The 25,311-nt window shown below is 61.6% G+C and carries 20 protein-coding genes and 4 pseudogenes; 8 read left to right on the top strand and 16 right to left on the bottom strand.

Annotated features, from left to right (window positions below; translation table 11 throughout):
* Nucleotides 1-39: 39 nt before the first annotated feature.
* Complete coding sequence (locus LRS56_00215) at nucleotides 40-657, bottom strand: FKBP-type peptidyl-prolyl cis-trans isomerase (GenBank protein ID WDU63062.1); 618 nt, start codon at nucleotides 655-657, stop codon at nucleotides 40-42.
* Nucleotides 658-944: 287 nt separating this feature from the next.
* On the opposite strand from LRS56_00215, the gene LRS56_00210 reads away from it, so the two are divergent.
* Complete coding sequence (locus tag LRS56_00210) at nucleotides 945-2,864, top strand: methyl-accepting chemotaxis protein (protein WDU63061.1); 1,920 nt, start codon at nucleotides 945-947, stop codon at nucleotides 2,862-2,864.
* A 132-nt stretch (nucleotides 2,865-2,996) separates the two neighbouring features.
* On the opposite strand, the gene LRS56_00205 is transcribed toward LRS56_00210, so the two are convergent.
* Genes LRS56_00205 through LRS56_00190 form a run of 4 tightly spaced genes read right to left on the bottom strand, consistent with a single transcriptional unit; the run spans nucleotide 2,997 to nucleotide 7,083 of the window.
* The gene (locus LRS56_00205; GenBank protein ID WDU63060.1) at nucleotides 2,997-3,365 is read right to left on the bottom strand and encodes a glyoxalase superfamily protein; all 369 of its coding nucleotides are present in this window, start codon (nucleotides 3,363-3,365) and stop codon (nucleotides 2,997-2,999) included.
* A 29-nt stretch (nucleotides 3,366-3,394) separates the two neighbouring features.
* On the bottom strand, nucleotides 3,395-4,858 hold the full coding sequence (locus LRS56_00200; protein WDU63059.1) for a D-aminoacylase: 1,464 nt from the start codon (nucleotides 4,856-4,858) through the stop codon (nucleotides 3,395-3,397).
* A 1-nt stretch (nucleotide 4,859) separates the two neighbouring features.
* Nucleotides 4,860-5,720, bottom strand: coding sequence for a MurR/RpiR family transcriptional regulator (locus LRS56_00195; GenBank protein ID WDU63058.1), 861 nt, complete (start codon nucleotides 5,718-5,720; stop codon nucleotides 4,860-4,862).
* Nucleotides 5,721-5,733: 13 nt separating this feature from the next.
* Nucleotides 5,734-7,083 (bottom strand): gluconate:H+ symporter, encoded by a 1,350-nt coding sequence (locus tag LRS56_00190; GenBank protein WDU63057.1) that lies wholly within the window; start codon nucleotides 7,081-7,083, stop codon nucleotides 5,734-5,736.
* A 248-nt stretch (nucleotides 7,084-7,331) separates the two neighbouring features.
* On the opposite strand from LRS56_00190, the pseudogene LRS56_00185 reads away from it, so the two are divergent.
* A pseudogene (locus LRS56_00185) lies at nucleotides 7,332-7,700 on the top strand (lysozyme inhibitor LprI family protein).
* Between the two features lie 29 nt (nucleotides 7,701-7,729).
* Here the strand turns inward: LRS56_00185 and LRS56_00180 are convergent.
* From LRS56_00180 to LRS56_00160, 5 genes are all read right to left on the bottom strand, one after another.
* Complete coding sequence (locus LRS56_00180; GenBank protein ID WDU63056.1) at nucleotides 7,730-9,175, bottom strand: SulP family inorganic anion transporter; 1,446 nt, start codon at nucleotides 9,173-9,175, stop codon at nucleotides 7,730-7,732.
* Between the two features lie 207 nt (nucleotides 9,176-9,382).
* Nucleotides 9,383-10,276, bottom strand: coding sequence for an NAD-dependent epimerase/dehydratase family protein (locus LRS56_00175; GenBank protein ID WDU63055.1), 894 nt, complete (start codon nucleotides 10,274-10,276; stop codon nucleotides 9,383-9,385).
* Between the two features lie 103 nt (nucleotides 10,277-10,379).
* Nucleotides 10,380-11,276, bottom strand: coding sequence for a LysR family transcriptional regulator (locus LRS56_00170; protein WDU63054.1), 897 nt, complete (start codon nucleotides 11,274-11,276; stop codon nucleotides 10,380-10,382).
* A 30-nt stretch (nucleotides 11,277-11,306) separates the two neighbouring features.
* Nucleotides 11,307-11,897: an NAD(P)H-dependent oxidoreductase gene (locus LRS56_00165; protein ID WDU63053.1), complete on the bottom strand. Its 591-nt coding sequence runs from the start codon at nucleotides 11,895-11,897 to the stop codon at nucleotides 11,307-11,309.
* 123 nt (nucleotides 11,898-12,020) lie between these two features.
* The gene (locus LRS56_00160; protein WDU63052.1) at nucleotides 12,021-12,785 is read right to left on the bottom strand and encodes a sulfite exporter TauE/SafE family protein; all 765 of its coding nucleotides are present in this window, start codon (nucleotides 12,783-12,785) and stop codon (nucleotides 12,021-12,023) included.
* Nucleotides 12,786-12,967: 182 nt separating this feature from the next.
* Between LRS56_00160 and LRS56_00155 the strand changes: the two genes are divergently transcribed.
* The gene (locus LRS56_00155) at nucleotides 12,968-13,855 is read left to right on the top strand and encodes a LysR substrate-binding domain-containing protein (protein WDU63051.1); all 888 of its coding nucleotides are present in this window, start codon (nucleotides 12,968-12,970) and stop codon (nucleotides 13,853-13,855) included.
* Here LRS56_00155 and LRS56_00150 read toward each other — a convergent pair.
* Nucleotides 13,804-15,208 (bottom strand): annotated as a pseudogene (locus LRS56_00150) (amino acid permease). The gene LRS56_00155 and the pseudogene LRS56_00150 overlap by 52 nt on opposite strands.
* Nucleotides 15,209-15,370: 162 nt before the next feature.
* Complete coding sequence (gene kynU / locus LRS56_00145) at nucleotides 15,371-16,621, bottom strand: kynureninase (GenBank protein ID WDU63050.1); 1,251 nt, start codon at nucleotides 16,619-16,621, stop codon at nucleotides 15,371-15,373.
* 145 nt (nucleotides 16,622-16,766) lie between these two features.
* Here kynU and LRS56_00140 point away from each other — a divergent pair.
* Nucleotides 16,767-17,240: pseudogene (locus LRS56_00140) on the top strand (Lrp/AsnC family transcriptional regulator).
* A gap of 106 nt (nucleotides 17,241-17,346) precedes the next feature.
* On the opposite strand, the gene catA reads toward LRS56_00140, so the two are convergent.
* Genes catA through LRS56_00125 form a run of 3 tightly spaced genes read right to left on the bottom strand, consistent with a single transcriptional unit; the run spans nucleotide 17,347 to nucleotide 19,749 of the window.
* Nucleotides 17,347-18,276, bottom strand: coding sequence for a catechol 1,2-dioxygenase (gene catA, locus LRS56_00135; protein WDU63049.1), 930 nt, complete (start codon nucleotides 18,274-18,276; stop codon nucleotides 17,347-17,349).
* A 42-nt stretch (nucleotides 18,277-18,318) separates the two neighbouring features.
* Nucleotides 18,319-18,609 carry a muconolactone Delta-isomerase gene (gene catC, locus LRS56_00130; protein ID WDU63048.1) on the bottom strand — a complete coding sequence of 97 codons (291 nt, stop codon included), beginning with the start codon at nucleotides 18,607-18,609 and terminating at the stop codon, nucleotides 18,319-18,321.
* A 12-nt stretch (nucleotides 18,610-18,621) separates the two neighbouring features.
* Entirely contained in the window at nucleotides 18,622-19,749 is a 1,128-nt protein-coding gene (locus LRS56_00125; protein WDU63047.1) for a muconate cycloisomerase family protein, read from the bottom strand.
* Between the two features lie 114 nt (nucleotides 19,750-19,863).
* On the opposite strand from LRS56_00125, the gene LRS56_00120 reads away from it, so the two are divergent.
* Entirely contained in the window at nucleotides 19,864-20,739 is an 876-nt protein-coding gene (locus LRS56_00120; protein ID WDU63046.1) for a LysR family transcriptional regulator, read from the top strand.
* Between the two features lie 133 nt (nucleotides 20,740-20,872).
* Here LRS56_00120 and LRS56_00115 read toward each other — a convergent pair whose 3' ends face one another.
* Nucleotides 20,873-21,853, bottom strand: coding sequence for a helix-turn-helix domain-containing protein (locus LRS56_00115; GenBank protein ID WDU63045.1), 981 nt, complete (start codon nucleotides 21,851-21,853; stop codon nucleotides 20,873-20,875).
* Nucleotides 21,854-22,165: 312 nt separating this feature from the next.
* Here LRS56_00115 and antA point away from each other — a divergent pair, with 312 nt between their 5' ends.
* The 3 genes and pseudogenes from antA to antC all read left to right on the top strand — a co-directional run bounded on the left by antA (nucleotide 22,166) and on the right by antC (nucleotide 25,272).
* Nucleotides 22,166-23,557, top strand: coding sequence for an anthranilate 1,2-dioxygenase large subunit (gene antA / locus LRS56_00110; GenBank protein WDU63044.1), 1,392 nt, complete (start codon nucleotides 22,166-22,168; stop codon nucleotides 23,555-23,557).
* Nucleotides 23,557-24,048 (top strand): anthranilate 1,2-dioxygenase small subunit, encoded by a 492-nt coding sequence (gene antB, locus LRS56_00105; GenBank protein ID WDU63043.1) that lies wholly within the window; start codon nucleotides 23,557-23,559, stop codon nucleotides 24,046-24,048. Before antA ends, antB begins: the two co-directional genes overlap by 1 nt.
* A gap of 217 nt (nucleotides 24,049-24,265) precedes the next feature.
* Nucleotides 24,266-25,272: pseudogene (gene antC, locus LRS56_00100) on the top strand (anthranilate 1,2-dioxygenase electron transfer component AntC).
* The last annotated feature ends 39 nt before the right edge of the window (nucleotides 25,273-25,311 follow it).

The following is a 25,311-nucleotide window of genomic DNA, read 5'->3' as shown; positions in this document are numbered from 1 at the left end:
CCGCTCCCACACAAGCCCAGCATCCACAGTCAGCAGGTCTTACAGAACGTCGAGCAGCTCGACGTCGAATACCAGAACGCTGTGCGGCGGGATGCTGCCAACGCCTTGAGCGCCGTAAGCCAGTTCGCTCGGCACGTACAGACGCCATTTGCTGCCGGCATTCATCAGTTGCAGGGCTTCGGTCCAGCCGGCGATCACGCCGCCTACCGGGAATTCTGCAGGCTGGCCGCGCTCGTAGGAGCTGTCGAACACAGTGCCGTCGATCAGGGTGCCGTGGTAGTGGGTACGCACCTGGTCTTCACGGGTCGGCTTGGCGCCATCACCGGCTGTCAGCACTTCAAATTGCAGGCCGGAAGCCAGAGTGGTGATGCCATCACGCTTGGCGTTTTCAGCCAGGAACGCCAGGCCCGCGCCTGCAGCGGCTTCAGCCTTGGCAGCCGCTTCGGCCTGCATGACTTCACGGATAACTTTGAAGCTGGCGGCCATTTGCTCTTGGTCCACACGGCTTGGCTTGCCGGCGAAAGCGTCGGTCAGGCCAGCCAGGATCGCGTCCAGGCTCACACCCGGCGGTGGGTTGTCGCGCAGTTGGTCGCCCAACTGACGGCCGATACCGTAGCTGACGCGGGTTTCGTCGGTGGACAGATTAACTTCGGACATGAAAAGGCTCCGCTGTAGGGCCAGTACGAAAAACGCTGTTTTGCGTGGCGGCCCTGAACTAAAAGGGCCAGCAGACTAGCACACAAGACCCACCTGTGATGAGCCCCCTTCCCCGGCAACGCAAGCCGGCAGAGGCGCGATGCTCAACCGTGATCGCGACCCTTCGTCGCATCCCTGAGAAAAGTATTTCAGAACCCACCCTTGCCGCCGATACAGCGCTACACACCTTGGCTGGCTCAAACAACAACACCGTCCAGCAGACAGATATCATTCTTGCGGAGCATTCGATGAACAGCTGGTTCGGCAACATCAGCGTCAATCTCAAACTCGGCCTGGGCTTCGGCCTGGTGCTGGTTCTCACCTCGATCCTGGCCCTGACCGGCTGGACCAGCCTGGGCGGCCTGATCGACCGTAGCAACTGGATGAGCGACATCACCCAGCTCAACGCCTCCCTGACCAAACTGCGCATCGTGCGCCTGCAATACATGCTGGCAAACGGCGATGAAGCCGTCGCACAAAATGTGCAGACCAACCTGGATGCCTTCGCCGCCCAGCAACAGAAACTGCTGGACAGCTTCAAGAGCCCGGAAAACGTCAAACTGCTCAACGAGCAGAAAGCCATCATCATCGCCTACCAACAGTCACTGAACAAAATGCGTGAGGCCTACCGTAACGGTAATGCCGCACGCCAGTTGATGGGTGACAAGGCCGATATCGCCAACGCGCAAATCAATGCACTGGAAACCAGCGTCAAGCAAATGCCCGACAGTTCGGAGCACCTTGCCCAATTCCAGGCCGTGGCCGATGCCAAAATGCAATTTCAGTTGGCCCGTTACGAAGTGCGCGGCTATACCGGCAATGTCAACGCAGACACCGAAGCCCGCACCGCTGCGCAAATTGAAAAAGCCATCAGTGGCTTGAAAGACCTCAGTACCGCATTCGGTGCCAGCCAGCAAAGCGCATTGACCTCACTTGAAACCGCACTGGGTGCCTATCGCACGGCCGTGCAGAGCTACAAGGCCGCCAACGCCAACATCGTTACCGCCCGTGCCGAGATGACCACCCAAGGCGCCGACATCGTGACGATCAGCGATAAGCTGTACGACATCCAACTGGATCGCCGTGATGCCGAAAGTGCCCAGGCGCGCAGCCTGCAACTGATCAGCACACTGCTTGCGCTGTTGGTCGGCATCATCGCGGCCCTGGTGATTACTCGCCAGATCACGCGCCCGATCCAGGAAACCCTGGCGGTGGTGGAGCGCATTGCGTCCGGCGACCTGAGCCACAACATCCAGGTTACCCGCCGTGACGAACTCGGCGTGCTGCAACAAGGCATCCAGCGCATGGGCACCACCTTGCGTGAGTTGATCAGCGGCATCCGTGACGGCGTCACCCAGATCGCCAGCGCCGCCGAAGAGTTGTCGGCCGTTACCGAGCAAACCAGTGCCGGCGTGAACAGCCAGAAGATCGAGACCGATCAAGTCGCCACGGCGATGCACGAAATGACCGCCACCGTGCAGGAAGTTGCACGCAACGCCGAGCAGGCCTCGCTGGCCGCCGCCGATGCCGATGGCCAAGCCCGCGCAGGCGACAAAGTGGTGGCCGAGGCCATCGCCCAGATCGAACGCCTGGCCGCCGAAGTGGCACGCTCCACCGACGCCATGACGCACCTGCAACAAGAGAGCAACAAGATCGGCAGCGTGATGGACGTGATCAAGGCCGTAGCCGAGCAGACCAACCTGCTGGCGCTCAACGCCGCGATCGAAGCGGCACGTGCCGGTGAAGCCGGCCGTGGGTTTGCCGTGGTCGCCGACGAAGTACGCGGCCTGGCCCAACGCACACAGAAATCCACCGAAGAAATCGAAGGCCTGGTGGCCGGTTTGCAGAATGGCACCCAGCAAGTGGCCAATGTGATGAACAACAGCCGCAACCTCACCGACAGCAGTGTCGAGCTGACGCGCAAGGCTGGCGTGTCGCTGGAGAACATCACCCGTACGGTATCGAACATCCAGTCGATGAACCAGCAGATTGCGGCAGCGGCCGAACAGCAAAGCGCGGTGGCCGAAGAGATCAGCCGCAGCATCGTCAATGTGCGTGATGTGTCGGAACAGACCGCCACCGCGAGCGACGAAACGGCCAAGTCGAGTGTGGAACTGGCGCGATTGGGCAGCCAGTTGCAGCAGATGGTCAGCCACTTCCGCGTGTAAAACTGCTATCACTGTGGCAAGGGAGCTCGCGCCCTCGCCACACGTATAGATATAGCAACCCCAGCCACTAACTGGGTTTGCAATAAAAAACCGCCCTACCAAGGCGGTTTTTTATTGCCTGCGATTTGCCTCTCAGCCCTCGCCTTCCTCGACAAACACCAGCCGATTCCCAAACGGATCGCTGATGCTCATCTCCCGCGAGCCCCAGGGCGTTTCTTCAACCCCAGGCTTGGCGTAACGGTAATCCTTGGCCAGCAACTGCTGCTGATACGCGTCAACCCCCGGCGCCTGAATACGCAGCGCCGACCCGGGCGAAGCATCGCCATGATGCTCGGACAAATGCAGTACACACTCGCCCAACGACACCTGCAGATACAACGGGAAATTCGCTTCGAAGCGGTGCTGCCAATCGACCTTGAACCCGAGGAAGTCGACATAGAATTCCAACGCTTTAACCTCGTCGAAAATCCGCAAAATGGGGATGACTTTTCCTAAGTGCATGGCAACCGCTCCGTCTATAAGAGCGCCCACTATAAAGACGAAAACCCGCGCCGCAAATCCCCACTGCGCGCCAGAAAGCGCCCCGGCCGCTGACCATTGGCCTGCCCCTCGCTGTAGCTCAACACCCCATTGACCCACACGCCATCAATCCCTTCAGCAGCCCGCTGCGGTGCTTTGAAATCCGCCACATCGCGCACGCGCAACGGGTCGAACAACACCAGGTCAGCCCAGTGCCCTTCACGAATCGCTCCGCGCTCGGCCAGGCCAAAACGCGCCGCCGACAGCCCGGTCATCTTGTGCACCGCCGTGTGTAACGGGAACAGCCCCACATCCCGGCTGAAATGCCCCAGCACTCGTGGAAACGCGCCCCACAAACGCGGGTGCGGAAACGGGTCTTCCGGCAAACCATCCGAGCCCACCATCGACAACGGGTGCGCGAGGATGCGCCTTACATCCGCCTCATCCATACCGTAGTACACCGCCCCCGCCGGTTGCAGGCGACGCGCCGCGTCCAGCAGTGAAACGTCCCACTCGGCGGCGATGTCCTGCAAGTCGCGCCCGCCGACTTCCGGGTGCGGCGTCGACCAGGTGATGGTGATCCGGAACGCATCGGTGACTTGCTTGAGATCCAGCGTCGAAGAACTGGCCGCATAGGGATAACAATCACACCCCACCGGATGGGTTTTCGCCGCCAGCTCCAGCGCCGCCAGCAGCTGCGGACTACGCCCCCAGTTCCCCGCACCGGCGCACTTGAGGTGGGAAATAATCACCGGCGCCTTGGCGTGCCGGCCGATCAGGAACGCTTCATCCATCGCCTCCAGCACCGGTTCGAACTCGCTGCGCAAATGCGTGGTGTACACCGCGCCGTACGCCGTCAGTTCCTCACTCAGTTGCAGCACTTCATCGGTCTCGGCGTTGAACGCGCTGGCGTACGCAAGGCCGGTGGATAAACCGAGGGCGCCATCCTCCAGGCTCTCTTGCAACTGCACGCGCATGGCCGCGATTTCATCCGGCGTGGCAGTGCGGTGCAGGTCGTCCATATGGTTGCTGCGCAGCGCGGTATGGCCGATCAACGCCGCGACATTGACTGCCGGGTGGGCGCTTTCCACGGCGGCGCGGTAGTCGGCAAAGCGCGGGTAAGCAAACGCCTCACGCGTGCCCAACAGGTTCATCGGGTCCGGCGGGTCACGGCGCAAACTCACCGGCGAAGCACTGATGCCGCAGTTGCCGACGATCACCGTGGTCACGCCCTGGCTGAGCTTGGGCAGCATCTGCGGATGGCGGATCACCACCGTGTCATCGTGGGTGTGCACGTCGATAAAACCCGGGGCCAGTACACGGCCCGTCGCGTCGATTTCATGCTCGGCCCGCGCAGCCGAGAGGTCGCCGATTTTCTCGATGCGCCCACCGCGCACACCCACATCGGCGACATAACCTGGCGTGTTGCTGCCATCAATGATCAGCGCCTGACGAATCAGCGTGTCGTACTTCATATCAGTCTCCAAGCGGCAGGCTGTCAGGGCCGCCGCGATAATCATCCAGAGCCAGCTTGATCCGGCGCAGGCGTTCCTGGTTGTCGTCCGGCAGGGCCAGCGCCAGCTCGGTGGCGAGCAGGTCGATGGCCAGCAGCATGCCGTAGCGCGCCGCAGTGGGTTTGTAGATAAAACTGGTTTCGGCCGGTTGCAGCGGCAGCAGCACATCCGCCAGTTGCGCCAGGGGTGAGTCGGCCAGGGTGATGGCGACAATGCGCGCATCGTAGTTACGGGCAAGCGCAACCACATCCAGCAGTTCGGGGGTAAGGCCGGTCAACGAACACACGATCAACGCGTGCTCCGGCCCCAATGTGGCCGCCGTGACGCGCATCATTACCGGGTCATGGCTGGCGGCGATCGGATACCCCAGACGCACCAGGCGCACCTGTAACTCGTCACTGCACAGGCTCGAAGGGCCGCCCATGCCGAACGCATGGATCATCCGCGCCTTGCCCAACAGGTTCACCGCGTCGACAAAGCTTGTTTGATTGAAGCCCGACAGGTGCTGGCGCAGCGTGGCTTCGATGTCACCCAGAATCTGCCGGTGAAACGCCGACTGTTCAGGCTTGCCCGCAGGGTCGAGGAAACGGCTGCCGACGCCACTGGCCTGGGCCAGTTGCAGGCGCAGATCGCGCAGGTCACGGCAACCCACGCTGCGCGCAAAACGCGACAAGGTTGCCGTGCTCACCTCGGCCCGTTGCGACAACTCTTCCAGGCTGGCCGACGCGGCAAAGCCCACGTCATTGAGCATCAGCTTGGCGATACGCCCTTCGCCGGCGCTGAACGAGTCTTGGCGGGCGCGGATCTGGTAGAGAATGTCCATGGGGGCTCCGGGGTTACAAAATACAGGAAAGACCGTAGGTCAGACCGAACGCGACCACCGAAATCAAAGTCTCCAGCACGGTCCAGGTCTTGAAGGTCTGGATGACCGTCATATTGAAGTATTCCTTGATCAGCCAGAAGCCGCCGTCATTCACGTGGGAAAAGATCACCGAGCCCGCGCCGGTGGCCAGCACCAGCAACTCGGGGTGTGGATAACCCAGGCCCATCGCTACCGGTGCGACCACACCCGATGCGGTGGTCATCGCCACCGTGGCCGAGCCGGTGGCGATGCGCATCAATGCAGCGAACAGCCAGCCCATCACCAACGGCGACAGGTGAAACGCATGGGCCAGGCCGAGGATTTCATGGGTGACACCCGCGTCCACCAGAATCCGGTTCAGGCCACCGCCAGCCCCCACCAGCAAGGTGATACTCGCCGTCGGCGCCAGGCATTCATTGGTGAACCTGAGGATCGACTCGCGGTTGAAGCCTTGCGCCAGGCCCAGGGTCCAGAAGCTCACCAGGGTCGCCACCAGCAGCGCGATCACCGAGTTGCCGATAAACAGCAGGAACTGGTTAAAGCCGCTGCCCGGCGTGGAGATCACATTGGCCCAACCGCCGATCATCATCAGCACCACCGGCAACAGAATGGTACCCATGGTCAGCGCAAAACTCGGCAGACGGGTGCGCGGTTCGCGCTCGATGAACTGGCGTTCCAGCGGGTTTTCCGCCGGCAGGTGAATGCGCGGCACGATGAACTTGGCGTACAAGGGGCCGGCGATGATCGCTGTAGGAATACCGATCAGAATTGCGTACAGCACGGTTTGCCCGACCGACGCGTTATACGCCAGCACTGCCATCATCGCCGCCGGGTGCGGCGGCACCAGCGCATGCACCACCGACAAACCGGCGACCATCGGCAGGCCGACCATCAGGATCGACACCCCCACGCGCCGCGCCACGGCAAAGGCGATCGGCACCAGCAACACAAAACCGACCTCGAAAAACAGCGGCAGCCCCACCAGAAACGCGATGCACACCATGGCCCAATGCGCATTGCGCTCGCCGAAGCGGTTGATCAGCGTGCGCGCCACCTGCTCGGCGCCGCCCGACTCGGCCATCATCTTGCCGAGCATGGTGCCCAGCGCTACCACCAGGGCGATATGCCCAAGGGTTTTACCGACGCCTGCCTCGTAGGAACCCATGATGGTGTCTGCCGGCATGCCGGCCATCAGCGCCAGGCCGATAGACACCAGGGTGATAACGATAAACGGGTTGAGTCGGTAACGTGCAATCAGCACGATCAATGCAATGATGGCGATGGCAGCGTATGCCAACAGCCCAAAGCCCGGTGATGCGGCCATGCGGTACTCCTCGGAAAGGGTCACGTCGAATTGGTTGTGAAACTCATAAATCATTACCGAGGAGTGTTTTCAATTTTTATGAAAGTAATTTTCGCCCATGGATAAGCGCTGTCGCATTGGGATATGCCCCACGGCGGCAGATGAAAATTCGGGGGGTGTTCTTACATGAAGATCGCAGGACGTTGGAAACTCAACCACAGCCATTGAGTCATAGAAGGCGCATCCACTCATGCCCAGGAAAATCGACCATGATTCGCACCTCCCTCACCGCCGGCGCCCTGCTTCTAGCCTTGTGCGGCGCCGCGTCGGCCGCCGATAACGCGGCGTTGAAAAAATGCATGGACGGCGCCAACACCACCTCCGACATGGTCAGTTGCAACGCCAAGGAAGCCAAGGTGCAGGACGATCGCCTGAACCGCGCCTACAAAACCGCGCTCGCCGCCCTGGAAGGCACACGCAAGCAGCAACTGCAGGACGTGCAGCGCCTGTGGATCAAATACCGCGACGCCAATTGCGCCTTCGCAGGCTCGGCCACCGGCGGCACCATCGACCAGGTCAACGGCTCCGGCTGTGTGCTGGACATGACCCAGACCCGCGCCCAGGAACTGGAAGACCTGCGGTGGGGCCATAACCCACAGGTGCTGAATCAGTCGTGGTGTACGCGGGCGCGCTTGAGCAGCTTCTTGCAGCGCTCGGACAAGTGCAGCACCCGCAGATGCTTGCCGGCCTTGCTGTAGCGCTCGCGCAGGGTCATCAACGCAGCAATCGCTGAATAATCGACGAAGCTCAGGTGACGGCAGTCGAGCGTGACCTGGGCCGGGTCATTGGCCGGGTCGAACTGGTTCAGGAACGGCGTGGTCGAGGCAAAGAACAGCGTGCCGTGCAGGCGATAGAGTTTGCTGCCGTCGGCTTCCAGGTGCTCGTCGGCATACAGCTCACGCGCCTGTTGCCAGGCAAAATTCAGCGCCGCAATCACAATGCCGCACAGCACGGCAGTCGCCAGGTCGGTAAACACCGTGATCACCGTCACCGCGATAATCACCAGCACGTCATTGAGCGGCACCTTGTTGATCACCCGCAACGACGCCCAGGCGAAGGTCTGCTGAGACACCACAAACATCACGCCCACCAACGCCGCCAGCGGGATCCGCTCAATCAGCGGCGACAGAAACAGAATGAACAACAGGATCATCACCCCGGCAAACACCCCGGAGAAACGCCCGCGCCCACCGGAGCTGAGGTTGATCACGGTTTGCCCGATCATCGCGCAACCGCCCATGCCACCGAACAGGCCCGAGACCATATTCGCCGCGCCCAGGGCCACGCTTTCGCGGTCGGGGTAGCCACGGGTTTCGGTGATTTCGTCGGTGAGGTTCAGGGTCAGCAAGGTTTCCAGCAAGCCCACCATGGCCATCAGAAACGCGTAGGGCGCGATGATGCCAAGGGTTTCCAGGGTCCAGGGGATCTGCGGCAGCGCAAACGTCGGCAGGCCACCGGCGATGTGGGCCATGTCGCCCAAGGTACGCGTCGGCAGGCCGAGCAGGTACACCGCCAGGCCGACACCCAGGATGGCCACCAACGCGGGCGGCACGGCACGGGTGATGCGCGGCAGCAGGTAGACAATGGCCATGGTCACCAGCACCAGCCCGGTCATCACATACAGCGGCGTGCCGCTGAGCCAGGTTTCACCGCTTTTGAAATGCTCCAACTGCGCCAGGGCAATGATGATCGCCAGGCCGTTGACGAACCCCAGCATCACCGAATGCGGCACCATGCGCACCAACTTGCCCAGGCGCAGCAGGCCGAACGCGACCATGATCAGCCCGCCCAGCAGCACCGTGGCCAGCAAATACTCCACGCCGTGCTGCACCACCAACGCGACGATCACCACCGCCATCGAGCCGGCCGCCCCCGAGACCATCCCGGGGCGGCCGCCGAACAACGCGGTGAGGGTGCAGATGATAAAGGCGCCGTAGAGCCCCATCAGCGGGTTGAGGTGGGCCACCAGGGCAAAGGCGATGCATTCGGGCAGCAACGCGAAAGACGTGGTGAGGCCGGCCAGGGCGTCGGCGCGCAGACGGGTGAGGTTCATGAGGTACCAGGGAATTGCGGGGAATAAGGCGGGGGATGGTACGGAATTGCAGTGGGTGGGGCCAGTAATGTGTAACAAAAGATGGACCGAGTTGCCTTCTTCTCGAGCAAGCCCGCTCCCACAGTTGACCGGGTTCCAACTTTGGAATGCAGTCAACTGTGGGAGCGGGCTTGCTCGCGAAGGCAGCACCACAGTCTCAAGCGAACATCACACCATCTCGTGACGAATCCACTCCACCACCGACGTCCGCTGCGGCGCCCAGCCCAGCAACTCACGCGCATGCTTGCCGCGCACCCGGCTGTTGGAGCCCAGGCCATAGTTGGCCATTTCATAGCCCCACTCGGCTTCAGCCTCAGCCAACGGCCAATCCTGCGGTTTGCCCAGGTTCAGGGCCTCGGCGATGGCCGTGGTCATGTCGACAAACGCCGCTTCGCTGCTTTCCACAAAATAGAACGTGCCCGGTACGTTCTTGGTCAGCGCCAGCAGGTACAGCGCCACCACGTCTTCGATATGCACGTTGGACCAGATGTTCTGGCCGGTCCCCACATGGCGCACCACCCCACTCTTGCGTGCCTGCTTGAGCAAACGTGGCAATTGCACGCTGTCGCGTTTCACACCCAGGCTGTGGCCGTAGATCAGGGTGTTGCAGATTACGGCCGAATTCACGCCGTCTTGGGCGGCGGCCAGGATCAGGTTGTCGATGGCCACGCGGGCAGCCTTGTCGACGGTCGGCGCCGGCAGGTTGTCTTCGAAGTAGATGACATCGCTGGCCTTGCCGCCCGACGCGTCGCCGACGATGCTCGAGCCGCTGGTGTGCAGGAACGGCTTGTTCGAACCGTTCAAGGCGCCCAACAAGGTTTCCACGGCGCCACGATGGTCGCTGCTCGCGGCGTTGATCACCGCGTCGGCCTTCTGTGCCTGCTCGGTCAATACGGCGCTGTCGTCGAGGGTGCCGATTACCGGGGTGATGCCCAGTGCGGTCATTTCAGCGGCTTGGTCGGCGCTGCGTACCAGCCCGGTGACGTGATGGCCGGCCTTGACCAGGCCGGTGGCGATGGAGCCGCCGATAAAGCCTGCGGCGCCGGTGATGAATACGTTCATGGAGGGTGCTCCTGACTGGGTAAGTGATGGGCCCAGTATCAAGGACCCCTCCCTGTCGAATAAGGCCCCGCTGCCCAATTCAATCTTGCGCGCCGGTCACGAATCAGCAGGCGTACCGCACCAGCTTGGCCTGAATGAAGTCCAGGAAGCACTGGATGCGCAGCGCCAATTGCGAGTTGCGGTAGAACACCGCGTGGATCGGCTGTCGATAGCCGCTGTTGTAGGCTTCCAGCACCGGCACCAGGCGCCCCGCGTTGATGTCTTCGATGGTCATGAAGTTGGACAGGCAGCAAATACCCTGCCCCTCCAGCGCCAGCTGGCGCAGGGTTTCGCCGCTGGAGGCGGCAATGCTCGGCTGGATCAGCCAGCGGTCACCTTCCACGTGGCGCAGCGGCCAGTGGTTGAGGGTCTCGGTCTGGGTGAAGCCCAGCAACGTGTGCTCCGCCAACCCGGCCACCGTAGACGGCGTGCCGAATTGGTTGAGGTAGTCGGGGCTGGCGAGGATATGCAGCGGCGTACAGCCCAGGGAACGGGCATGCAAGGTGGAATCGGCCAGGGCTCCGATGCGAATCGCAATGTCGGTGCTCTGCTCCAGCAGGTCGATGATCAAGTCATCACTGTTCAGTTCCAGCTGGATGTCCGGGTACAAGCTGCGAAATTCGGCGATGTACGGCACGATCCCATGCAGCATGAAGGGCACGGCAGCATTGATGCGCAGGCGCCCAGCGGGTTTTTTCTGGCGTGACGACAGGCGCTCTTCCAGCTCCTCCATCTGCGCCAGGATCACCTTGGCCTGTTCGAAGAAGTACTTGCCCTCCTCGGTCAGGTCCATGCGCCGCGTGGTACGGTTGATCAGCGTGGTGTCGAGCTTGGCTTCCAGGCGCGACAAGGTGCGGCTGACCGCCGACGGCGTCTGCCCGACCTGCTCCGCCGCCGCGGAAATCGAGCCGCACTCAATCACGCTGACGAAGATCTGTAGCTCATCGGATCGGGCTTTCACAGGCGGTCCTCGTTATCGGTTCAGCGCAGCTTACACCGAGAAATTGAACACCTGCGCCAGATGCTGCTCATAGCGCACCACGTCGGCCTCGATGGCCGGGCGTTTCATCACGTCTACGCAGAGGAAGGTCGGCAAGCCGGTCATGCCGAGGAACTCATTGGCCTTGTGGAACGGGAAGTACACGGCGTCCACACCTTTGGCCTCAAAGAAGTCGGCCGGGTCGTCGAAGGCTTGCTGCGGCGCATTCCAGGTCAGCGACAGCATGTACTGCTTGCCCTGAACCAGCCCCCCGCTGCCGTATTTCTGCGATGAATCGGAACGGGTGCGGCCGTCGCTGGCGTACAGGCTGCCATGGCCTTCGGTGAACACTTCGTCGATGTACTTCTTGACGATCCACGGCGCGCCCATCCACCAGCCGGGCATCTGGTAGATGATCACGTCGGCCCAGAGAAACTTGGCGACCTCTTCGGCCACGTCGTAGCCTTCGTCGATCTGGGTGACTTTGACGTCGAAGCCGCCACGGTCGAGCACGGCCACCGCAGCATCATGCAAGGTGGCGTTATAGCGGCCATCCGAGTGGGCGAATTTCTTGCCACCGTTCAGCAGGAGAACTTTTTTCATGGGAGCGATCCAGAGGGTTAGAAATGTCTGGCGGCAGACTATCGACCCGGCCCTCTGGGAGTAAGCAGCGGCGCGGCAAAATACATTTGACCAGAACGCACGAATCTCCCGCTCACTCGTGACTTATCCGCTGATCAACAAGTGACCACCCAGCAGCGCCATACCGACAAAAAACACCCGCTTGAACAGCACCGCACTGATGCGCCGGCGCAGCACCTGGCCGAGCCACATGCCCAGCAGCGCAGGCAACAGAGCCAACAGCGACGCATTGATTTCGCCACCACCCAAAGTGCCACGCCAGGCCAACCCGGCGGCCAGCGCCAGCGTCGACACGCTGAATGAGAGCCCCAGCGCCTGCACCAGTTGGTCGCGGTCCAGACCCAAGGCTTGCAGGTACGGCACGGCCGGAATCACAAACACGCCGGTGGCCGAGGTGATCACCCCCGTGACCAGCCCACACACCGGGCCCAGCCAGCGTTCGGCCTCTGGCTTGATCTTGAAGGCGGGCAAGAACAGCCCGCTCAACGCATACACCAACAAGGCGCCGCCCAACGCACGGACCACCCAGTGCCCCCCGTCCATGCCCAGCCACACCGTGCCGAGCCCGGTACCGAAGAAGATCAACAACAGCATCGGCCACAGGCGCCTAAGCAACGCGCTCAAGTGTCCGCCGAAGGCCAATTGCCAAAGATTGGTGACCGTCGACGGAATGATCAACAACGCCGCAGCCTGCGCCGGAAGCATAGCCAGGCCGAGCATGCCCATGGCCACGGTAGGCAAGCCCAGGCCAATCACGCCCTTGACGGTGCCGGCCAGCAGGAACGTGCCGATCACCAGCAGGGTCAAGGCGGTGCCGAGGTTTTGGTAGAACGCTAGGAAGGTATTCATGGGGGGATTGTGGGGGATTTCGATGAGGTCGGAAATTCGCCATATACTGAGGCAGCCTCTTGTTTTGCATGAGGCTGATGGCCTCTTCGCGAGCAAGCCCGCTCCCACATTTGAAACGCATTCCAATGTGGGAGCGGGCTTGCCCGCGATGGGGCCAGTCCAGTCACCCAAAGGCTACCGCCATGCACTTTGACCTGATCGACCTGCGCCTCTACCTGCACATCCTCGACACCGGCAACATCACCGCCGGCGCGGCCCGCAGCCATTTATCCCTGGCCGCTGCCAGTGCGCGCATCCGTGCGATGGAGGCTTCACTCGGCATCGAGTTTCTGCAGCGTGGCCGCCGAGGCGTCACGCCCACGGCAGCCGGAAAGGCTCTGGCCCGCCACGCCCGCCTGCTGCTGCAACAAGCCGAACACCTGCAACAAGACCTCGCCGAATACGCCAACGGCGTCAAAGGCCAAGTGCGCCTGCTGTGCAACACCACCGCCCTCAGCGAATACCTGCCGGAGTTGCTCGCGGATTTTTTGCGCGAGCACCCCAACCTCGACATCGACCTGCAAGAGTTGCCCAGCCTGCGCATCACTCAGGCGCTGCGCCAGGGCACGGCGGACCTCGGGATTATTTCCGACGCCGTAGACACTCACGGCCTGCAGACCCTGGCGTTTCGTGACGACCCACTGGTGCTGATCATGCCCCTTGACCACCCGTTGGCGACGGCGAGTTTCATCGACAGCCTGCAATATGACTACGTGGGCCTGGCCGCCAACAGCGCGCTGGCGGTGTACCTGGAGGAACAGGCGCTGCACGCGGGCTTTCGCCTGCAAACACGGATCCGCGCCGATGGTTTTGACGGGTTGATTCGCATGGTCGCAGGCGGCGCCGGCCTGGGTATCGTGCCCCAGGCCGCACTGACGCGCTGGCCGCCTGCGCGCCGCTTCAAGGCACACCCTCTGCAAGAAGACTGGGCCCGCCGCAAGCTGCTGTTATGCGCCCGCTCCTTCGAGCAATTGCCGGGTTACGCCAAAGCCTTGTTCGACGCCTTGGCCCTGCCCCGGAAAAACCCGTAATACACCGCCGACAGAATCAGCAGGAACGGCACGCCGAACACCAAGGTCATCTTGAACGCCTCGGTGAAATACGTGGTGATCATCACCGCGCCCATCAGCACCAGGCCCAGCAGTGTGCTGTAGGGAAACAGGCGCAGTTGGAACGACAGCTTCGGCCCACCATGGCGCTTGCGATAACGGCGGAAGAACAGGTGCGTGAGGAAGATCATGAACCAGGTAAAGATCGCGCCAAACATCGAGATCGCCATCATCAGCGTGAACGAGCTTTGCGGGTACACCACGTTCAGCAACGTCGCCAGGGCAATGCCCGAGCTGGACAGCAGCAGTGCGTTCAGCGGAATGCCGCTCTTGCTCAAGGCACCCATGGACTTGGGCGCAAAGCCTGCGCGGGACAAGCTGAACATCATGCGCGTGGTGATATAGAGCTGGCTGTTCATGGCCGAGAGTGCGGCGATCAGAATCACGAAGTTCATCACCCCGGTCGCGCCGGGAATGCCGATGGTCTGCATCACCGTGACAAACGGGCTCTGGGCCTGGCCGGCCTGGTTCCACGGCACGATGGCCAGCATCAGCGCCAAAGTCAGCAGGTAAAACACCACCAGCCGCACGATGGTGGCGCGAAAAGCTTTCTTCACCGCCTGCTCCGGGTCGGCGGCTTCACCGGCGGCCACTGCGATCATCTCCACACTCAGGTAGCTGAAGATCGACACGATCACCGCGATCCACATGCCGCTCAAGCCATGCGGGAAAAAGCCGTCATGCGCCGTGTAATTCTGCACCCCGTACTGCGGGTTGCCGGAACCGAACACCACATACACCGCGAGCAGGATGGAAGCCGACGATGGCGCTGATCTTGATGGTCGAGAACCAGTATTCGAAGTTACCGAAGGTCTTCACGCTGATGGCGTTGAGCAGGATCAGCACACTGGAAAACGACACAATCCACACCCACTCCGGCACGTTGGCGAACCAGTACTTCATGTACATCGCCACCGCAGTGACCTCAGCCCCCACCGCCAGCACAATCGCCGCCCAGTAGGCATAGCGCACCAGAAACCCGGCCAACGGGCTGATATAGAACTCGGCATAGGCACCAAAGGAGCCGGAGGTGGAATGCGCCACCGTCATTTCCGCCAGGCAGCCCATCAGCAGCAAGGTGATCAATGCGCCGATGGCATAGCTCACCAACACACTCGGCCCGGCATAGCCGATGGCGTAGGCGCTGCCCATAAACAGCCCGGTGCCGATGGCGCCACCGATGGCGATCATGCTCATCTGGCCGCTGGTGAGCTGGCGCCTCAAGCCCAGTTCGCGGTGGGTGATCTCGGCAAAGCCGTGGTCTGGCGTGGTCACGTGGTGTGCCCCTTTATTATTGTGATTGCACTGTTTGGATATAGACACAGATCCCCTGTGGGAGCGGGCTTGCTCGCGAAAGCGGAGTATCAGTTGATACATGTTCCGGCTGATCCACCGCTTTCGCGAGCAAGCCCGCTCCACATTGGGCGCTGCGTTTATTCAGGTAACGCTGTTGCGCACTTTGAATTGCGGTTGGTCCCAGGTGGCGTTATCGAGGATGTCGCCGAGGATTTCCACCGCGTCCCACACCTCGGTAAAGCTCGTATACAGCGGCGTAAACCCAAACCGCATGATGCGCGGCTCGCGGTAATCGCCGATCACGCCACGGGCAATCAGCGCCTGGATCACCGCATAGCCTTCAGGGTGTTCGAAGCTCACATGGCTGCCGCGCCGGGCGTGCTCACGCGGGGTGATCAGCACCAGGCCGTGGGCGGCGCAACGAGCCTCGACCAGCGCGATAAACAGGTCGGTCAGCGCCAGAGATTTAGTGCGCAGGCTGGCCATATCGGTCTGGGCAAAAATCTCCAGGCCGCATTCGACCATGGCCAGCGAAGTGATCGGCTGAGTGCCGCACAGGTAGCGTGCGATGCCGGCACTCGGCGCATACGCCGACTCCATCGCAAATTGGCGCGTGTGCCCGAACCACCCCGACAGCGGCTGACGCACGCTATCCACCAACGCCGGATTGACCCACACAAACGCCTGCGAGCCCGGCCCGCCGTTGAGGTATTTGTAGGTACAGCCAATCGCGTAATCGGCGCTGGCGGTGTGCAGGTCGATGGGCACCGCGCCCGCCGAATGCGCCAGGTCCCAGATACTCAGCGCACCGCATTCGTGGCTCAACGCGGTGAGTGCCTGCATGTCGTACATGTAGCCGGTCTTGTAGTTGACGTGGGTGAGCATCACCACCGCCACGTCCTGGTCGATGGCCTGTGGCAGCTCGTCCGGGCGGTTGACCAGGCGCAGCGAATAGCCCTGTTGCAGCAGCTCGGTCAAGCCCTCGGCGATGTACAGGTCGGTGGGAAAGTTGCTCGCCTCACTGACGATCACCTTGCGCGCCGGGGTGCGTTGACGCTGCACGCTCAACGCGGCGCTGAGGACCTTGAACAGGTTGATCGAGGTGGTATCGGTGATCACCACTTCGCCGTCGCGTGCACCGATCAGCGGGGCCAGGCGATTGCCCAGGCGCTGGGACAGATCCGCCCAGCCGGCACTGTTCCAGCTGCGAATCAGGCCATTGCCCCACTCCTGCGCGATCACCTGTTGCGCCCGCTCCAGGGCCGCCACCGGGCGTGCGCCGAGGGAATTGCCGTCGAGGTAGATCACCCCTTCCGGCAAGGCGAACTGATGACGCAGGGGCGCCAGCGGGTCCTGGGCGTCGAGGGCTTGGCAGTGGCTTCGAGGGGTCATGGGCAATCCTGGTTTTTATAAGGTGACGATGGACCAAATAATGAACGAAGCTTTAGAGAATTTTCGTGCAAAGTGACGGGCAACAGGCTAATTAAGCTGTAGGAAATTCGAATTTAACCCCAAAACACGCGGATTTATTCTAACCATGATGCTTGATGCTACCGACCTGCGCCTCCTGCATTTCCTGCAACAGGATGGCCGTATCAGCAACTAGGAACTGGCCGAGAAAGTCGCCCTTTCGCCCTCTGCCTGCCTGCGCCGTTTGCGCCTGCTAGAGAGCGAGGGAATCATCAGCGGCTACCGCGCCGTCTTGAATGCCGAGCAGTTGGGGATCGAACTGGAGGCCATCGTGCACCTGTCGTTGCGCCAGGACGTGGAGGACTGGCACGAGACGTTTATCAAGAAGGTGCAGGGGTGGCCGGAGGTGGCCAGTGCCTATGTGATTACCGGCGCCAGCAACTATGTGCTACGGGTGCAGGCGCGGAATTTGAAGCACTTTTCGGACTTTATCGTGAACCACCTGAACCGCACGGCGGGGGTGATGGATATTCGCTCGGAGATTGTGTTGCAGAAGATCAAGGATCGGGATGAGGTGTTGGATCTGGTCGTGCGCAAGTAGCCAGCCACACCGCAAATCAACTGTGGGAGCTGGCTTGCCTGCGATGACGGCGGTGAAGGCACCATCGCCATCGCAGGCAAGCCAGCTCCCACATTGTTAACCGCGTTTAATCTTCCAAAGCGCGGACACGTTGCATGCGCTTTTGCTCGACCGGCGCATCAGCCACTTGCAACTCAAAGTCAAAATCAATCTGTGCAAACCGCCCTTCCACGCCAAACTCCCGTGCCAGTTGCGGATCGTCACTGAAGCGAATCTGCGCGATCAATTCATCCCGCGTCGCATAGGCAAAATCATCATGCAGGTACGGGTCATCCGACAGGTTGATCTGCGTGGTCAGGTGCCGATGCCCCGGCGCCGAAATAAAGAAGTGAATATGCGCCGGCCGCTGCCCATGGCGCCCCAACTGGTCGAGCAACTGCTGGGTGGGGCCGGTCGGCGGGCAGCCGTAGCCCGACGGCACGATGCTGCGAAAACGGTAATAGCCCTGAGCGTCGGTCTGGATGCGCCGACGCAGGTTGAAATCCGATTGCGTCGGGTCGAACCACGAGTACGTGCCGCCGGTGTTGGCCTGCCACACATCCACAATCGCGCCCGCCAACGGCTTGCCATCGGTGTCGCGCACTTGCCCGCGCATGAACAACGGCGCGGCCGCGTCCGTCCCATCGTCCAGCCGCGCTTCGTACTGGCTCAGCGGCGCCCCGGCCACATACAACGGGCCCTCGATGGTGCGCGGGGTACCGCCGGATTTGCCGGCTTCCTCGTCGGCGGCATCCATCAGCAAGTCCAAATAATGCTCCAGGCCCAGCCCGGCGGCGAGCAACCCCGCTTCCTGGTTCTTGCCCAACTCATTGAGGTAGTTGACCGCCTTCCAGAACTCTTCCGGGGTCACTTCCAGGTCTTCGATGATATTCACCGTATCGCGCAGGATCCGGTAGATCAGCGCCTTGGTGCGCGGGTTGCCACCTTCATTGAGGTTGCCGCTGGCTTCTTCGAGAAACCGTTGGGCGTGGGCAGTCTGGGAAATTCGGATGGACATGGTGCAATCCTCATCTTGTAGTTATTAGTGTTGAAAACAGGCTTAACGGTCATCCTCATGGATCGACGAAGGGTGCCGGCACAGGGCATTCACTTCGATGGCCATGTAGGGGTAAAGCGGCAGTTGCATCAACAGGTCGTGCAGCTCTTGCACGCTGTCGACATCGAACACGCTGTAGTTGGCGTAGTGCCCGGCGATGCGCCACAGGTGGCGCCATTTGCCCTCCTGTTGCAGGCGCTGCGCCAGCGCTTTCTCTTCGGCCTTGAGCGCAGCGGCGCGTTCGGGGTGCATGTCGAGGGGCAGGTTCACGGTCATTTTTACGTGGAACAACATGGCAGAAGCCTCTTAGTGTTTGTCACGACGGAAGAACGCCAGGCGCTCCTCATCAATAGCCACGCCCAGGCCCGGCGCGGTGGACACATGCAGCTGGAAATCGCGGTACACCGGCGGCTCGCTGAGGATGTCTTCGGTGAGCAACAGTGGGCCGAACAGTTCGGTGTCCCACGCCAGCGTGTTCAACGTGAGGAAGGCATGCGCCGAGGCCAGGGTGCCGATGCCGCCTTCGAGCATGGTGCCGCCGTACAGGCCGATACCCGCCGCCTCGGCAATCGCGGCGGTGCGCAGCACGGCGCGGGGGCCGCCGTTCTTGGCGATCTTCAGGGCGAACACCGAGGCCGCGCCTTCGCGTGCCAGGTTGAAGGCGTCTTCAACGCATTCGATGGACTCATCGGCCATGATCGGCGCCGGGCTCGACAGGTTGAGCCGGGCCATGCCGCCACGGTTGTTGCGCGAGATCGGTTGTTCGATCAGGTCGATGCCGTTGTCGCCGAGCACCTTGCATGCACGCAGCGCCACCGCTTCGTCCCAGGCCTGGTTAACGTCGACGCGCACACTGGCGCGCTCGCCCAGGGCTTTTTTGATCGCGACCACATGGGCCAGGTCGCGGCTGACTTCACCGGCGCCGATCTTCAATTTGAAGATGCGGTGGCGGCGCAGATCGAGCATCTTTTCGGCCTCGGCAATGTCCTGCTCGGTGTTGCCGCTGGCCAGGGTCCAGGCCACCGGCAACGCATCGCGCACACGGCCGCCGAGCAGCTCGCTGACCGGCAGGTTCAGGCGCTTGCCCAGCGCATCGAGCAAGGCGCTTTCGATACCGGATTTAGCAAAGGTGTTGCCGCGAATGCTGCGCTCCAGGCGCAACATGGCCGCGTTGATATTGCTCGCGTCCTGGCCGATCAAGAGTGGCGCGAAGTGGCGGTCGATGTTGACCTTGATGCTGTCAGGGCTTTCGTTGCCGTAGCTCAGGCCACCAATGGTGGTGGACTCACCGATGCCTTCGATGCCGTCGGCGCAGCGTACACGGATGATCACCAGGGTCTGGTTTTGCATGGTGTGCATCGCCAGTTTGTGCGGGCGGATGGTGGGGAGGTCGACGATGATGGTTTCGATCGACTCAATGGCGCAAATCGGCATGGCAATACCCGTTGGGTTCTTTATAGGTTTGCGTCGATTCTGTGCCGCATTTTTGCTGGCTTCCAATATAGAATTGGTCTCACACAATACCCTCAAGGTATGAAAGGAGCCGTTATGGAACTGCGTCATCTGCGCTATTTCCAGGTGTTGGGGGAAACCCTCAACTTCACCCGTGCCGCCGAACGCCTGCACATCGCCCAGCCGCCATTGAGCCGGCAGATCCAGCAACTGGAGGATGAACTGGGGGTGATTCTGCTGGAGCGCGGCCGACCGTTGCGGTTGACCGAGGCCGGGCGGTTTTTCTTTGAGCACGCCAAGGTGCTTCTGGAGCAACTGGGCAAGGTCTGCGACAACACGCGGCGTATCGGCCAGGGCGAGAAGACCTGGCTGGGCATCGGTTTTGCGCCGTCGACCCTGTATGGCGTGCTGCCGGAGTTGATTCGGCGGCTGCGCAACCATGAGGCGCTGGAGTTGGAATTGGGCCTGTCGGAGATGACCACCTTGCAGCAGGTTGAAGCGCTGAAGGCCGGGCGTATCGATGTGGGCTTCGGGCGGATTCGCATCGACGACCCAGCCATTGTCCAGCGCGTGCTGGTGGAGGATCGACTGGTGGCCGTATTGCCCGCCGGCCACCCGCTGCTCGCCGCCCCCGCCACCCTCGCCCAACTGGCCGCCGAGCCATTTGTGCTGTACCCCGGCAACCCGCGCCCCAGCTATGCCGACCATGTGATCGCGCTGTTCGACGCCCACGGTTTGAGCCTCAAGGTGGCGCAGTGGACCAACGAACTGCAGACCGCGATCGGCCTGGTCGGCGCCGGCATGGGCGTGACGCTGGTGCCGGCCTCGGTGCAGGTGTTGCACCGGGCGGATATCGGCTACACGCCGGTGGTGGAGGCTACTGCGACTTCGCCGATCATTCTGAGTCGGCGGGTGAATGATCAGTCGCCGGGGCTGAATCATTGTTTGCAGTTGGTCGAAGAGCTGATCTGAGATCGACCAGGCACCACACCTCCAATGTGGGAGCGGGCTTGCTCGCGAATGCGCGATGCCAGTCGTCGGATGTATTGGCTGATACACCGCATTCGCGAGCAAGCCCGCTCCCACATTTGGATCTTCATCAGGTTCAGATATTGCGCAGGCGCTTGCGCTGCAGCGTTTGGCTGGGGGATTCGTCGAACAGCTTTCGGTATTCCGCCGAGAACCGCCCCAGGTGCGTAAACCCCCAGCCCAGGGCGATCTCGGAGATGGTGCGGATTGAACCGTGCTCGAGGATTTCCTGGCGCACGCCACCCAACCGATACTTCTTCAGATAGGCCATGGGCGACAGCGCGAAGTATTTGCGAAAGGCATCGAACAGCTTGAAGCGCGACACACCGGCGGCGGCTTCCAGGTCTTCCAGGTGCACCGCTTCACGGGCGTTGTCGTGGATATACTGCCGCGCACGGAGCAGATAGTGCGGCAGCTTCACGCCGAGTACTTCGCGCAATTCTTCGGAATAGTTGTTCGGCTGGGCAAGGATCAACCCCTTGATCAGCGAGCTTTCCAGGTCGCGGGTAAAGGCGGCCTGCTCATACAACTCGCTGCCGTGTTCCAGCTCCGCGATAAAGTAACGCGCCGTGCGCCACCATGACGCCGCAGCGCCGTCCACCGCATCCATCACCGACTCAAAGCGCAACGGCGCCTCGATGGGCCGTTGCAGCAAGCCTTCCAGCGACTCACTCATCGCCGCCCGCGTGATCACCACCTGCAACTTGCGGCAGTCGCCGGAAATCGCCAGCACCTGGTGCTCGTTGGGCGAAATGATCACCCCTTGATCGCGGTTGGAACTCAGGCGCTCACCGTTCTTGCTCAACTCTTGCTCGCCCACCAGGGGCAGGCTCAGGCTGTAGCTGCTGAAGTGCTCGGCGTCTTCGATGTCGATGGTCACATCGGTGCCATATTCGATCACGCCCAGGGTGGTGGCGCGGGACTTGAACACATTGGCGCTGTGGTGAAAGCGCAGGCGCTCGGGCGTGGCGGTGGCCAGGCGGTGCGGCCCACAGATGCCGGACATCCAGCTACGGGCGCCTTCGAGGTCGAAGCGTTGAATCGTTTGGCTGCTCATCAGGATGCACCCACGGCGGTTAGGCTTTTGCGCGCTCTGGCGGCGCGTCGTTATTGTTCGATAGCAAGTAATGCGCCACGCCAGCGCAATTGCCACTGGGTGGATAGCAACCGTCGACTATGTGGATAAGTCGCAGATTTTTACGCCCCTTGCCCCGCCAGACAGTAGCGCATCCCGTCACCGCTCTGCACCGGGTTGGGTATTTGCTGCCCAATTTTGCGGCCCATCTTCCCCCATTAAGCGGATAGCCCACCGCGCCGTCGCAGCCTCTTAATGGCCTACCTGTTTAGCCATTAACAAAAGGTGCCTCCCATGAGTGGTGCAAAAAGCGTCGAGCAATGGAAAAGCTTTATCGAAATCTGCCTGGATTTTCGTCCGGCAGACGCCGTGTTTCGCATCGCCCGCGACATGTTCACCGAACCGCAATTGTTCGACCTGGAGATGGAGCTGATCTTCGAAAAGAACTGGATCTACGCCTGCCACGAAAGCGAACTGGCGAATAACCACGACTTCGTGACAATGCGCGCCGGGCGCCAGCCGATGATCATCACCCGCGACGGCGAGGGCCAGCTCAATGCGCTGATCAACGCGTGCCAGCATCGCGGCACCACACTGACGCGGGTCGGCAAGGGCAACCAGTCGACCTTTACCTGCCCGTTCCACGCCTGGTGCTACAAGAGCAATGGCCGGCTGGTGAAGGTCAAGGCGCCGGGGGAATACCCGGAGGGTTTCGACAAGGCCACCCGTGGCCTGAAAAAAGCACGCATCGAAAGCTACAAGGGTTTCGTTTTCATCAGCCTGGATGTGAAGGGCACCGACAGCCTGGAAGACTTCCTCGGCGACGCCAAAGTGTTCTTCGACATGATGGTCGCGCAGTCCGCCAGCGGTGAGCTGGAAGTACTGCCGGGCAAATCCGCCTACACCTACGACGGCAACTGGAAGCTGCAGAACGAAAACGGCCTGGACGGTTATCACGTCAGTACCGTGCACTACAACTACGTGGCCACGGTGCAGCATCGCCAGCAAGTGAATACCGAAAACGGCACCGGCGCAGGCACTACCCTGGACTACAGCAAGCTCGGCGCCGGCGACGCCAACACCGATGACGGCTGGTTCGCGTTCAACAATGGCCACAGTCTGTTGTTCAGCGACATGCCCAACCCCAGCGTGCGCTCCGGCTACGCCACTATCATGCCGCGCCTGGTAGAGGAACACGGCCAGCAAAAGGCCGAATGGATGATGCACCGCCTGCGCAACCTGAATATCTACCCGAGCCTGTTCTTCCTCGACCAGATCAGCTCGCAACTGCGCATCATCCGCCCGGTGGCGTGGAACAAGACCGAGATCATCAGCCAGTGCCTGGGGGTGAAAAACGAGTCCGATGCCGACCGTGAAAACCGCATCCGCCAGTTCGAGGATTTCTTCAACGTGTCCGGCATGGGTACCCCGGATGACCTGGTGGAATTCCGTGAAGCCCAGCGCGGTTTCCAGGGCCGTCTGGAGCGCTGGAGCGACATCTCACGCGGCAGCCACCGCTGGGAAACCGGGCCCACGCCGAACAGCGAGGCCATCGGCATCCAGCCAGCCATGACTGGCACCGAGTTCACCCATGAGGGCCTGTACGTCAACCAGCACCGTAACTGGCAGCAGTTTTTGCTCAACGGCCTGGATCAACAAGCGCTGAAACTGCGGGAGGTGCAGTGATGAATGCCCAGCTGCAGTATCGGATCGAGCAGTTCTTCTACCGTAAATCCGAGCTGTGCGACGCCCAGGACTGGGACGCTTACGTGCAGCTGTTCGACCCGCAAAGCGAATTTCACCTGCCGCAATGGGACTCCGAGCACGTCTACACCCGCGACCCCAAACGCGAGATGTCGCTGATCTACTACGCCAACCGCTCCGGCCTGGAAGACCGCGTGTTCCGCCTGCGCACCGGCAAGGCGGCGTCGGCCACACCGATGCCGCGCACCTTGCACCTGATCAACAACGTGCGCATCGCCGAACAGGCGGATGGCACGCTGGAGGTGAAGTTGAACTGGCACACGCTGTTCTATCGCCTGGCCACTTCGGAGCAGTTCTACGGGCCTGCCACTTACCGCCTGAAACCCCACGGCGACAGCTGGCTGATCACGCGCAAGCACGCCTTGCTGCTCAACGACACCATCAACTCGGTGCTGGATTTCTATCACCTCTAAACGCGCCCGCGTGGCAACCCGGCTCTTTGTGGCAAGCAGGCTTTCTGTGGCGAGCGGGCTTGCCCGCGTTGGGGCGCGAAGCGGCCCCCGGCTCTGGCACCGCGTTTTAACTGAACAACTGCGCTGGCTTTATTGGGGCTGCTTCGCAGCCCAACGCGGGCAAGCCCGCTCGCCACAAGAAGCAGGTTTGCCACAGAAAATAGGTGGAGTACAAAAAATGAATCACAAAGTGGCCTTCAGTTTTGCCGACGGCAAGACTCTGTTTTTCCCGGTGGGCGCCAATGAAATCCTGCTGGACGCGGCCCTGCGCAACGGCATCAAGATCCCTCTGGATTGCCGCGAAGGGGTGTGCGGCACCTGCCAGGGCCGCTGCGAGTCCGGCGATTACACCCAGGATTATGTGGATGAGGAAGCCCTCTCCAGCCTCGACCTGCAACAGCGCAAAATGCTCAGTTGCCAGACCCGGGTCAAATCCGATGCGGCGTTCTACTTCGATTTTGATTCCAGCCTGTGCAATGCGCCGGGCCCGGTGCAAGTGCGCGGCACGGTAAGCGAGGTGCGGCAAGTGTCGACCAGCACCGCGATTGTGCAGGTGCAGTTGGCGGCGCCGCTGGATTTTCTGCCCGGCCAGTACGCCCGCCTGGCGGTGCCCGGCACCGACAGCTGGCGCGCGTACTCCTTCGCCAATCGGCCGGGCAATCAAGTGCAGTTTCTGGTGCGCCTGCTGCCCGACGGGGTGATGAGCAACTACCTGCGCGAGCGTTGCCAGGTCGGTGATGAAGTGCTGATGGAGGCGCCCTTGGGTGCGTTCTATCTGCGCCATGTCACCCAGCCGCTGGTGCTGGTGGCCGGCGGCACCGGCTTGTCGGCCTTGCTGGGGATGCTCGATGAACTGGCCGCCAACGGCTGCGACCAACCTGTGCACCTGTACTACGGCGTGCGCGGCGCCGAAGATTTATGCGAGGCGGCGCGCATCACCCAATACGCTGCCAAAATCCCGGGTTTTCGTTACACCGAAGTGCTGAGCAACCCATCACCCGACTGGCCCGGCAAGCGCGGCTACCTCACCGAGCATTTCGACTTGGCCGAATTGCGCGACCAATCGGCGGATATGTACGTGTGCGGCCCCCTCCAATGGTCGAATCCATCCAGCAATGGCTGGCGGATCAGGCACTTGATGGCGTTCAGCTGTATTACGAAAAGTTTACGCAGAGTAATATCTGACCCCTCAGCAGTTCTGGGGGGCGGGTGCGGCGTGCAATC

The organism is Pseudomonas poae (genome assembly GCA_028869255.1).
In the GTDB taxonomy this organism is placed as follows: Bacteria; Pseudomonadota; Gammaproteobacteria; order Pseudomonadales; family Pseudomonadaceae; genus Aquipseudomonas; species Aquipseudomonas poae_C.
The sequence above is the reverse complement of the archived record's forward strand: the minus strand, read 5'-3'. Positions and strand labels throughout refer to the sequence as shown.

Excerpts from the sequence above, each read along its gene's own strand:
- LRS56_00215 (WDU63062.1), bottom strand. The coding sequence starts at position 657 with ATGTCCGAAGTTAATCTGTCCACCGACGAAACCCGCGTCAGCTACGGT.
- LRS56_00210 (WDU63061.1), top strand. The coding sequence starts at position 945 with ATGAACAGCTGGTTCGGCAACATCAGCGTCAATCTCAAACTCGGCCTG.
- LRS56_00205 (WDU63060.1), bottom strand. The coding sequence starts at position 3,365 with ATGCACTTAGGAAAAGTCATCCCCATTTTGCGGATTTTCGACGAGGTT.
- LRS56_00200 (WDU63059.1), bottom strand. The coding sequence starts at position 4,858 with ATGAAGTACGACACGCTGATTCGTCAGGCGCTGATCATTGATGGCAGC.
- LRS56_00195 (WDU63058.1), bottom strand. The coding sequence starts at position 5,720 with ATGGACATTCTCTACCAGATCCGCGCCCGCCAAGACTCGTTCAGCGCC.
- LRS56_00190 (WDU63057.1), bottom strand. The coding sequence starts at position 7,083 with ATGGCCGCATCACCGGGCTTTGGGCTGTTGGCATACGCTGCCATCGCC.
- LRS56_00180 (WDU63056.1), bottom strand. The coding sequence starts at position 9,175 with ATGAACCTCACCCGTCTGCGCGCCGACGCCCTGGCCGGCCTCACCACG.
- LRS56_00175 (WDU63055.1), bottom strand. The coding sequence starts at position 10,276 with ATGAACGTATTCATCACCGGCGCCGCAGGCTTTATCGGCGGCTCCATC.
- LRS56_00165 (WDU63053.1), bottom strand. The coding sequence starts at position 11,897 with ATGAAAAAAGTTCTCCTGCTGAACGGTGGCAAGAAATTCGCCCACTCG.
- LRS56_00160 (WDU63052.1), bottom strand. The coding sequence starts at position 12,785 with ATGAATACCTTCCTAGCGTTCTACCAAAACCTCGGCACCGCCTTGACC.
- LRS56_00155 (WDU63051.1), top strand. The coding sequence starts at position 12,968 with ATGCACTTTGACCTGATCGACCTGCGCCTCTACCTGCACATCCTCGAC.
- kynU (WDU63050.1), bottom strand. The coding sequence starts at position 16,621 with ATGACCCCTCGAAGCCACTGCCAAGCCCTCGACGCCCAGGACCCGCTG.
- catA (WDU63049.1), bottom strand. The coding sequence starts at position 18,276 with ATGTCCATCCGAATTTCCCAGACTGCCCACGCCCAACGGTTTCTCGAA.
- catC (WDU63048.1), bottom strand. The coding sequence starts at position 18,609 with ATGTTGTTCCACGTAAAAATGACCGTGAACCTGCCCCTCGACATGCAC.
- LRS56_00125 (WDU63047.1), bottom strand. The coding sequence starts at position 19,749 with ATGCCGATTTGCGCCATTGAGTCGATCGAAACCATCATCGTCGACCTC.
- LRS56_00120 (WDU63046.1), top strand. The coding sequence starts at position 19,864 with ATGGAACTGCGTCATCTGCGCTATTTCCAGGTGTTGGGGGAAACCCTC.
- LRS56_00115 (WDU63045.1), bottom strand. The coding sequence starts at position 21,853 with ATGAGCAGCCAAACGATTCAACGCTTCGACCTCGAAGGCGCCCGTAGC.
- antA (WDU63044.1), top strand. The coding sequence starts at position 22,166 with ATGAGTGGTGCAAAAAGCGTCGAGCAATGGAAAAGCTTTATCGAAATC.
- antB (WDU63043.1), top strand. The coding sequence starts at position 23,557 with ATGAATGCCCAGCTGCAGTATCGGATCGAGCAGTTCTTCTACCGTAAA.